Source organism: Roseibium litorale, from assembly GCF_014842915.1.
GTDB classification, from domain to species: Bacteria; Pseudomonadota; Alphaproteobacteria; order Rhizobiales; family Stappiaceae; genus Roseibium; species Roseibium litorale.
Map to the genome: position 1 here is coordinate 95,101 of NZ_JACYXI010000016.1, position 9,387 is coordinate 104,487.

At 60.5% G+C, this 9,387-nt stretch carries 10 protein-coding genes; 8 read left to right on the forward strand and 2 right to left on the reverse strand.

All coding sequences use genetic code 11. The features are described from left to right. Nucleotides 1–18 precede the first annotated feature (18 nt). The gene (locus IG616_RS20150) at nt 19–840 is read right to left on the reverse strand and encodes an IclR family transcriptional regulator (protein ID WP_192150255.1); all 822 of its coding nucleotides are present in this window, start codon (nt 838–840) and stop codon (nt 19–21) included. Nucleotides 841–1,039: 199 nt separating this feature from the next. Here IG616_RS20150 and IG616_RS20155 point away from each other — a divergent pair, with 199 nt between their 5' ends. The 5 genes from IG616_RS20155 to IG616_RS20175 are packed head-to-tail and all read left to right on the forward strand — an operon-like array spanning nt 1,040 to nt 5,621. Beyond that, nucleotides 1,040–2,062, forward strand: coding sequence for a TRAP transporter substrate-binding protein (locus IG616_RS20155; RefSeq protein WP_209007860.1), 1,023 nt, complete (start codon nt 1,040–1,042; stop codon nt 2,060–2,062). A 57-nt stretch (nt 2,063–2,119) separates the two neighbouring features. Continuing rightward, nucleotides 2,120–2,653 carry a TRAP transporter small permease subunit gene (locus tag IG616_RS20160; RefSeq protein ID WP_192150257.1) on the forward strand — a complete coding sequence of 178 codons (534 nt, stop codon included), beginning with the start codon at nt 2,120–2,122 and terminating at the stop codon, nt 2,651–2,653. 3 nt (nt 2,654–2,656) lie between these two features. After that, nucleotides 2,657–4,024 (forward strand): TRAP transporter large permease, encoded by a 1,368-nt coding sequence (locus tag IG616_RS20165; RefSeq protein WP_192150259.1) that lies wholly within the window; start codon nt 2,657–2,659, stop codon nt 4,022–4,024. Continuing rightward, nucleotides 4,021–4,842, forward strand: a complete 822-nt coding sequence (locus tag IG616_RS20170; RefSeq protein WP_192150261.1) for an SDR family NAD(P)-dependent oxidoreductase — start codon at nt 4,021–4,023, stop codon at nt 4,840–4,842. The genes IG616_RS20165 and IG616_RS20170 overlap by 4 nt, the downstream gene beginning before the upstream one ends. Before the next feature lie 26 nt (nt 4,843–4,868). After that, nucleotides 4,869–5,621: an SDR family NAD(P)-dependent oxidoreductase gene (locus IG616_RS20175; RefSeq protein ID WP_192150263.1), complete on the forward strand. Its 753-nt coding sequence runs from the start codon at nt 4,869–4,871 to the stop codon at nt 5,619–5,621. Nucleotides 5,622–5,645: 24 nt separating this feature from the next. Here the strand turns inward: IG616_RS20175 and IG616_RS20180 are convergent, their stop codons facing one another. After that, nucleotides 5,646–6,404 (reverse strand): IclR family transcriptional regulator domain-containing protein, encoded by a 759-nt coding sequence (locus IG616_RS20180; protein ID WP_192150266.1) that lies wholly within the window; start codon nt 6,402–6,404, stop codon nt 5,646–5,648. Nucleotides 6,405–6,513: 109 nt separating this feature from the next. Here IG616_RS20180 and IG616_RS20185 point away from each other — a divergent pair, with 109 nt between their 5' ends. From IG616_RS20185 to pcaF, 3 genes are read left to right on the forward strand one after another with little or no spacing between them, the layout of a single operon-like run. Next, complete coding sequence (locus tag IG616_RS20185) at nt 6,514–7,245, forward strand: 3-oxoacid CoA-transferase subunit A (RefSeq protein ID WP_192150268.1); 732 nt, start codon at nt 6,514–6,516, stop codon at nt 7,243–7,245. 2 nt (nt 7,246–7,247) lie between these two features. Continuing rightward, complete coding sequence (locus IG616_RS20190; RefSeq protein WP_192150270.1) at nt 7,248–7,919, forward strand: 3-oxoacid CoA-transferase subunit B; 672 nt, start codon at nt 7,248–7,250, stop codon at nt 7,917–7,919. Nucleotide 7,920: 1 nt separating this feature from the next. Then, complete coding sequence (gene pcaF / locus IG616_RS20195; protein ID WP_192150272.1) at nt 7,921–9,123, forward strand: 3-oxoadipyl-CoA thiolase; 1,203 nt, start codon at nt 7,921–7,923, stop codon at nt 9,121–9,123. The last annotated feature ends 264 nt before the right edge of the window (nt 9,124–9,387 follow it).

Below are 9,387 nucleotides of genomic sequence, written 5' to 3' on the forward strand. Positions count from 1 at the left end.
CCGGACCAGTCCAAGCGGCTAAGCCGTGCTCGGACTGTTGAAATCGAGCTTTCTGTTGAGTTTCTTTTCGATGACGCGTTTCTCCCGTTTCAGAAGTTCAGCAATCATCTGCTGGCGTTCCGGCGTCATGCGCGTATCGATAGCCGCCACGGACAGGGCGCCTATTGGCTCGCCACCTGGTCCGGCAATCGCGATGCCCAGCGCCCAGGAATTCGGCAGATAGAGCCCCGGATTGACGGACCAGCCCCGTTCCCGTGTCTCGTGCCTGTGTTGCCGCAAGAGCTCCGGCGAATAGCCGGGATAGTCGCTTGCAAGAAGCTCCGCCGTATCCTCAATCACCGCCTCGGCTTCCGCGTCTGCCAGTGCAGCCAGGATCGCCATCGCCCCGGCACCAACGCCCAGAGGGTGCCGTTGCCCAGCCTGAAGGGCATGGGTGCGGATGGGATAAGGACCATCTTCCCGGTGCAGGCAGATCGAGTGCGATCCGCGCCGGATGGAGAGGAAACTGGTGTCGCCACTGTCCCGGGACAGCGCCAGAAGACTGTCCATCGCGAGATCGAGAAGGTTGAACCGGCGGCTGGCCATCAGGCCAATGACATAGCTTTCCGGCCCGAGCGCATAGGTCCGCTTGGCTTCGTCCTGCTCGACGAAACCGGCACGAATGAGCGCAAGCAGCATGCGCCGCACAGTCGGGCGGCTGAGACCGCTTTCGTCCACCAAGACATTGATCGGGACGGACTTTCCGCCGGAGCGGGCAAGTGCCGACAGCAGGCCCAACGCCCTGTCAACGCTCTGAGCCCCCACTGCATCACCCGGTTTCTGTTGCGCCGCAGTATCCATATTATGGATATTTCCTATTATCGCTTTCGATCATTCTGAAATGAAATTTCAAAATGCGCAATAGAATGGCGTTTTTCTCTTACATTTTTCGAGAGATAGCGTTACGCTCCCGTCAGCGCTAACATCCACGATATGGATATATGCCTTCTCTATACGAGGGCTAAGTCATGACGATGAAGGCGCACTGGGAGGAAAACACATGAAGACTTTTGCACTTGCCGCTGCCGCGGCATTGTCCCTCACCTATTCCGCTTCGGCTGAAACGCTTGTCATGCAGAGCGTCTATCCGTCGTCCCTGCCGCTCTTGGGAGACAGCGGGATCAACCTGACCAAGCAGGTTGAGGCGCTGACCAACGGCGAACTCAAGATCGAGTTCAACGAACCGGGCGCCATCGTTGGCGGCAATGAAATGTGGGACGCGATCTCCACCGGCGCTGTCGATGCCGGCTGGTACAGCCCCGGCTTCGCGCAGGGCATCATTCCCTCAGCCGCAATCTTTACCGCTGTTCCCTTCGGCCCGGATATCCGCGCCTATACCGCATGGTGGTACTATGGCGGCGGCAAGGACATCTGGGCGGACATCACGGCCAAGTACAACATCCATACCGAACTCTGCGCCATCCTGGTTCCGGAAGCTTCCGGCTGGTTTGCCAAGGAAATCAACAAGCCCGAAGACCTCAAGGGCTTGAAGATGCGCATCTTCGGTCTGGGTGCCGCTGTCATGGGCAAGCTGGGCGCCGAAGCCCAGTCCATGCCGGTCGCCGACACGATGACAGGCCTTCGCCTCGGCACCATCGATGCGGCGGAAGTCTCCTTCCCGCTGATCGACAAGGCCGTCGGGATGAACGAATACGCCAAGCACTACTACTTCCCCGGCTGGCACCAGCAGACGTCTCTGATCACGTTCATTGCAAACCAGGATGTCTGGGACGGCCTCAGTGATCAGCAGCGCGCCGCTATTCAGACGGCTTGTCAGGCAAACGTTGCCATGACGGCAGCAGAAGGTGAAGCCAAGCAGCTCAAGCCGCTGGAAGAGCTGAAAGCCGCCGGCGTACAGGTTCACCAGTGGAACCCCGAGATGATGGCTGCTTTCTCCAACGCCTGGGATGAAGTTGCCGCCGAGCAGTCGGCAGCAGACCCCGACTTCAAACGCGCTTGGGACAGCCTCAACGAGTTCCGCCAGAACTTCAAGACCTGGTCCGACCTCGCGTACCTCAAGTGATCCGCCAGGCCGGGTGCTCCGCGCCCGGCCACACCTGCATCTTCTCAGGTAGATCCAATGAATACCTTGTTGCGGCTCTCAGATCTGCTGGCTATGCCATGCCGTCTTGCTGCCCGCCTGTGCGGCTGGCTGCTGATGGCACTCATGGCGGTCATCCTCTATGACGTTGTGGGCCGGCGCTTCTTTTCAACCGGCTCCTTCAAGCTGCAGGAGCTTGAATGGCATATTCATGGCGCAATTGCCGTGCTCTGCTTTGGCTGGGCCTATCTGGCCAACGCCCATGTGCGGATCGATATATTCTCCGCCAATATGCGCCGGAACACGACGCTCTGGATCGAGATCTTCGCCATAGCGGCCTTTCTCATTCCCTTCATGGTGCTGCTGACCTGGTTTGGCTATGACTTCGTTCTGCGCGCTTTCGAGCGCGGCGAAGGCAGCCCCGGGGGCGTCGGCCTGCCGAACCGCTGGATCATCAAGTCAATGATCCCCATCGCTGCCATCCTGACCATCTCCGGCGGACTGGCCGTGCTCTTCAGGGCCATCGTCGCCCTGCGCCGTCCGGACCTCTTGCAAGACCCCTGGGAGCGTTAAGCCATGGTCGAGCTCATCTCCTCCATCCTGCCGGGCGCCATGTTCCTGTCGCTGATCGTGCTTCTGTTCTCAGGCGCACCGGTCGCGATCATGCTGATGGGCATCAGCCTCGTCTTCGGCCTTCTGGCCATGTGGACGGGAGACATGAAGCTGGTCCACGCCACGCTTCTGCCCAACCGGATCTTCTCCGGCACCATCGACAATGCAGTTCTGGTCGCAGCCCCCATGTTCATCTTCATGGGGCTGATCATGGAAAAAACCCGGATCGCTGAAGACCTGCTGCTCACCTTGCAGCGGCTGATGAGGGTTATCCCAGGCGGCCTCGCCCTCGCTGTCATTCTGATGGGCACGATCCTGGCTGCAGCCACCGGGATCATCGGCGCGTCGGTCGTCATGCTGACCATGCTCGCCATTCCGACCATGATCGAACGCGGATATGACAAGGGCCTTTCCGCTGGAACGGTTGCCTCCGCTGGCACCCTCGGCATTCTGATCCCACCATCGGTCATGCTGGTGTTCATGGGCGACCTGCTTTCGGTTTCCCTGGGCAGACTTTTCATTGCAGCCCTTCTACCAGGGCTCCTGCTGGCTGGCTGCTACGTTGTCTATATCGTCGTCCGCTCGTTCCTCCAGCCGTCTCTCGCCCCAAAGGCGCCGCCGCCCACTGCCGAAGAGTCTCAGGGCCTCTGGCTGGAAGCTGCCAAGTCCGTTCTCGCGCCGCTCGTTATGATCATTGCCGTTCTGGGGTCGATCCTTGGAGGTGTCGCAACTCCGACCGAGGCTTCCGGCGTCGGAGTGGCAGCCGCCCTTCTGCTCGGCCTTCTACGCGGACGCCTGTCCATGAAGGCCTTGAGAGAATCCATGGACGGGTCCGTCATTTCCCTGGGCATGCTGTTCTTTATCTTCGTGGGCGCCACAGCGTTTTCCTATATTTTCCGGAAAGTCGGCGGCGAGCATTTCATCGTCGAAACCGCCCGCGCCTTGCCCCTGGGCGACTGGGGGCTGCTGATGTCCATGATGGTGATGATCTTCATCATGGGTTTCTTCTTCGACTGGATCGAAATCACTCTCATTATGCTGCCAATCTTTGCCCCGGTGGTGGCACTGATGGACCTGGGTGATCATGTCGAGAAGACCCAGATGATCTACTGGTTCGCCATTCTGGTGTCTTTGAACCTTCAAACCAGCTTCCTGACCCCGCCCTTCGGCTTTGCTCTGTTCTATCTGAAGGGAGCTGCGGGGGACATGCTGACCATGCGCGACATCTACCGCGGCATCGTGCCTTTCGTTCTGGTGCAGCTGGTGCTTCTCGGACTGGTTATCGCCTTTCCGGAAATCGCGCTTTGGCTTCCAAATCAGGTGATCCAATGACAGCCGTTCTGAGAGGAGCAGGCCGGGTCGCCGGCAAACGCGTGGCTGTGATCGGAGCAGGCTCCGTGGGACCTGGATGGGGCAACGGCAAGGCGGCTGCAGTCCTTTATGCCCGCGAAGGCGGGCAGGTGCTGGCTGTTGACCGGGATGGCAAGGCAGCTGATGAAACCGTGGAACTGATCCGCTCAGAAGGTGGATCGGCATGCGGTTTTGCCGGAGAAATGACCGATCCCGAAGCCGCACGGTCTACAATCGAGGCCATGATCGGTGCCTTTGGCGGTCTGGACATCCTGCATTTCAATGTGGGCATCAGCACCCGCGGCGGCATTGAGGCCACCAGCTACGAGGACTGGCGCAAGGTTTTCAGCGTCAATCTGGACGCGGCCTTTCACATTACAAAGGCCGCCCTTCCCGTGCTGGAGCGGGACGGTGGAGGCGCGATCGTGTTCATCACCACACTCGCGGCCCATTTGAATGGGCCCTATCCCTATGTGGGGTACGAGACTTCCAAGGCAGCCCTCAGCCGCCTCTCCCGCAGCATCGCCATTGAATACGCCGCCCGCGGCGTGCGGTCCAACACGGTCGTTCCCGGAATGATCGACACGCCCCATGTGCATGCCCACGTCGCGACCTCGACCGACGCCGGGGCCGTCGCCTCGGCCCGCGCAGCCCAGGTCCCCATGAAACGTCAGGGCACGGGCTGGGATGTGGCGGAAGCCGCGCTCTTTCTCGCATCCGATGCCGCAGGCTTCATCACCGGCGCTGATCTTCCCGTTGATGGCGGCATGTCCATCCTGATGGGCAATGCCTCAGTCTGATCTTTTGTTCTGGAGACCAACTTCAAATGACACAGAAAATTGCTCTCGTGACGGGCGCCGCCCGGGGCATCGGCCTTGCGACCACAAAGCTTTTCCTGCGCGAAGGCTGGCAGGTTGCCATGATCGACCGTGACGTTCCCGCACTGGAAGAAGCATCGAGCGGCCTTGAAGGCGTGCAGGCTTTCGTTTGCGACGTCTCTATTCCGGACGCTGTCGACCAGCTTTTCAAGGACGTACTCGCCCGCTTTGGGCGGATTGACGCGCTGGTGAACAATGCAGGCGTCGCGGATTTCGGCCCCATTGAAGAAACCGACTTTGCCCGCTGGCGCCGGGTGATGGAGACCAACCTGGATGGGGTGTTCCTGATGACCCAGGCTGCCACGCCCGCACTGAAGGAAACCAGAGGCGCGATCGTCAATATCGCGTCGATCTCCGGCCTTCGCGCCTCCACCCTGCGTGTTGCCTATGGCACGTCCAAGGCTGGTGTCATTCACCTGACCAAGCAGCAGGCGGCGGAACTTGGCGAATATGGCATCCGCGCCAATTGCGTCTGTCCCGGTCCGGTGCGCACCAAGCTTGCCATGGCCGTCCACACGCCGGAGATCATTGCAGCCTATCACGATGCCATTCCGCTAAACCGCTATGGCTCTGAAGAAGAAATCGGCGAAGTGATCGTGTTTCTCTGCTCACCAAAGGCAAGCTACGTGACCGGGCAGGTGATTGCGTCCGACGGTGGTTTTGAAAGCACAGGCGTCGGCCTTCCAGCGCTTCGCACCTGACGTGACCAGGCCTCCCAGGCCGGTTCAACGCAGCACGCGGCGCAACCCGTCTTGAACCTTGAGCAGCGCCGGGAGATAGAGCTGGATCAGATCGCCCGCCTCTGCCTGCACCGCAGCAACACCCGTGTTCAGCGCAGCGACCATCCGGCCGCTGCTGCCATAAAGTGGAACTGCGATCGACCGAAGTCCACTTTCCACCTCCTGGTCGATCACCGCATAGCCGTTCTCGCGCACAAGCCGGATCCGCTTCATGATCTCGTCCGGATCCGTCAGGCTGAAAGCTGTACGGGGTGTCAGGTCGGAGGCTTCAATCAATGCCCGCGCTTCGGCTTCCGGCAGGCCGGAAACAAGCACCCGGCCCATGGAAGTGCAGTGGGCGGGTAGTCTCGAGCCGGGCATCAGACCGATGGACATCACCCTGCGCTGCACGGCACGGGCGATATAAACGATCTCGTTGTCGTCCAGGATCGAGACGGACGTGGACTGCCCGATCTGCTCTGATAACTGATCCAGCCAGGGCTGTACCATCTGCGCCAAGGGCAGGGCCGCCAGTGCCCCCATGCCGAGGCGCATGATCCGGGGCGTCAGCGTGAAGAACTTGCCGTCATAGGCGGCATAGCCCAGTTCATGCAGGGTCAAGAGGCAACGCCGTGCGGTCGCCCGGTCGAGACCGGTAATCTCGCTGACATCGGAAATCGCCAGCTTCGGCCGCTCCGCCCGGAAGGCTTCAATCACCTTGAGCCCCTTTGCCAGCGAGCCAATGACGTCGGTTTTGTTCAACATGCGAACAGAATTCGTCACAATGCAAACAAAAGTCAATATGCGCACAAATCCCGTCGCGCGAAAGCAGAGGCGGGATTAGGGTCCGCTCACCAAATCCGTGGAGGACATCATGGACAAACGCATCGCCACGCTGAACGAAGCCGTGGCAGACATCCCCAACGGCGCAACGGTCATGATCGGTGGTTTCGGCGGTTCTGGCGCGCCGATCGAGCTGATGCACGCCCTCATTGACCGGTTCCTTGCCACCGGCAGCCCGAAGAATCTGACCATCATCAACAACAACGCCGGAAACGGACATGTTGGCATCGCCGCCTTGATCGAGCAGGGCCTCGTCTCCAAGATGGTCTGCTCCTTCCCGCGCTCCGCCGACCCGCGCGTTTTCACCGAACGCTACCTGGCAGGTGAAATCGAGCTGGAACTCGTCCCCCAGGGCACCTTGGCCGAACGCATCCGCGCAGGCGGCGCAGGCATTCCGGCGTTTTACACCCCGACCAGCTACGGCACGGATCTCGCCAAGGGCAAGCCGGTCGCCGAATTCGATGGCCGCCCCTATGTGCAGGAGCGCTGGCTGAAAGCCGACTTTGCCTTGATCAAGGCCGAGATTGGCGATGCCCACGGCAACCTGACCTACCGGATGGCCGCCCGCAACTTCTCCCCGATCATGGCCATGGCTGCCGCAAAGACTGTCGTGCAGGTCAGCAAGGCCGTCGACGCCGGCGGGATCGACCCGGAAGCTGTCATCACCCCGGGCATTTTCGTGGATGCGGTCGTCGAAGTCCGCGAGCCACAGCAGGAAGAAGCGCTGAACCGCGCCGATGCCCATTACCCCGGAGCGCAGTGACCATGACGACCAAACTCACAAACGCCCAGATCGCCTGGCGCGCAGCGCAGGATATTGCAGACGGCGCCTATGTGAACCTCGGCATCGGCTTCCCGGAAATGGTCGCCAAGTTCCAGCCGGAAGGCCGTGAAGCTATCTTCCACACGGAGAATGGCGTCCTGGGTTTTGGCCAGGCTCCTGCCGCCGGTGACGAAGACTGGGATCTCATCAACGCCGGCAAGAAGGCGATCACATTGAAGCCGGGCGCAGCCTTCTTCCACCATGCGGATAGTTTCGCCATGGTGCGCGGCGGCCATCTGGATGTGGCTATTCTGGGCGCCTATGAAGTGGCGGAAACTGGCGACCTCGCCAACTGGTCCACGGGGCCCAAGGGTGTTCCGGCAGTTGGCGGCGCAATGGATCTGGTACACGGCGCCAAGCGTGTCGCAGTGATCACCGATCACGTCACCAAAGACGGGAAGCCGAAGCTGGTAGAACGTTGCAGTCTGCCTCTGACCGGTGTCGGCTGCGTGACCCGCGTCTACACCTCTTTCGCCGTCGTTGACATCGAAAACGGCCATTTCGTGCTGCGCGAGAAGCTGCCCGCCCTCAGCCTGGAAGACCTTCAGGCCCAGACCGGCGCGAAGCTGCATCTTGATGGCCAGCCGGCAGACCTTATCGTTCCGGAGCTTTGATATGACCGACGTTTTTATCTGCGACTATATCCGCACACCGGTCGGCCGCTTTGGTGGCTCGCTCTCCTCCGTAAGAGCCGACGATCTCGGCGCCATTCCGCTGCGCGCCCTTATGGCCCGCAACACAGGCGTTGACTGGGCTGCCGTTGATGACGTCATCTACGGCTGCGCCAACCAGGCAGGCGAAGACAACCGGAACGTGGCCCGCATGTCGTCCCTTCTGGCTGGCCTTCCGGTCGAGGTTTCAGGCACCACCATAAACCGCCTGTGCGGATCGGGCATGGATGCGGTCATCACCGGTGCCCGTGCCATCAAGGCAGGTGAAGCAGACTTGATTCTTGCAGGCGGTGTGGAAAGCATGAGCCGCGCACCCTTTGTCATGCCCAAGGCAGAAAACGCCTTCAGCCGTGCTGCCGAAATCCATGACACCACCATTGGCTGGCGCTTCATCAACCCGTTGATGAAGGAACAATATGGCGCCGATTCCATGCCGGAAACAGCTGAGAACGTTGCCGAGGACTTCAATGTGTCCCGGGAGGATCAGGATGCATTTGCCCTGCGCAGCCAGCAAAAGGCGGCAGAGGCTCAGGAAAACGGCCGTCTTGCCAGCGAGATCACACCGGTTTCGATCCCCCAGCGCAAGGGCGATCCGAAGATCGTCGACAAGGATGAGCATCCGCGCGAAACGACGCTGGAAGCGCTCGCTGGCCTGAAGGCTCCGTTCCGCAAGGGCGGATCTGTCACCGCAGGCAATGCGTCAGGTGTGAACGATGGCGCCGCAGCTCTGATCCTCGCTTCCGCTGAGGCTGTAAAGAAATACGGCCTGACACCAATTGCCCGCGTTCTTGGCGGCGCAGCTGCTGGCGTTGCGCCGCGCATTATGGGCTTTGGCCCGGCTCCGGCCTCTCAGAAGCTGATGGCCCGCCTCGGCATGACCCAGGACCAGTTCGACGTGATTGAACTGAACGAAGCCTTCGCGTCCCAAGGCCTCGCAACGCTTCGTGCCCTTGGCATTGCAGATGATGATACCCGTGTGAACCCGAATGGCGGCGCCATCGCGCTTGGTCATCCGCTTGGCATGTCCGGCGCCCGTATCACCGGCACGGCAGCGCTCGAGCTGAAGGCAAAAGGCGGCAAGTATTCCCTGTCGGCCATGTGCATCGGCGTCGGCCAGGGCATTGCCATCGGCCTTGAGCGCGTCTGACCTATACCCTGTCCCCTGGGCCGCTGGCAGCATGCGGCCGCCTTGTCCCTCCGGTTATGCCGGAGGGATTTTTTCTGGTTTCCGTGTTGCTTATTTTGCCCGTCATTTGTTTTTGTTTTGGGATCGTGTCTGTTTTGTGCATTGACGGGACTTGAACGCGTTTAGCCCCGCTGTTTTGCGAGGCTTGTTGTATTATTTTTTGGTGTATTTTGGTTGCGGGGGCAGGATTTGAACCTGCGACCTTCAGGTTATGAGCCTGACGAG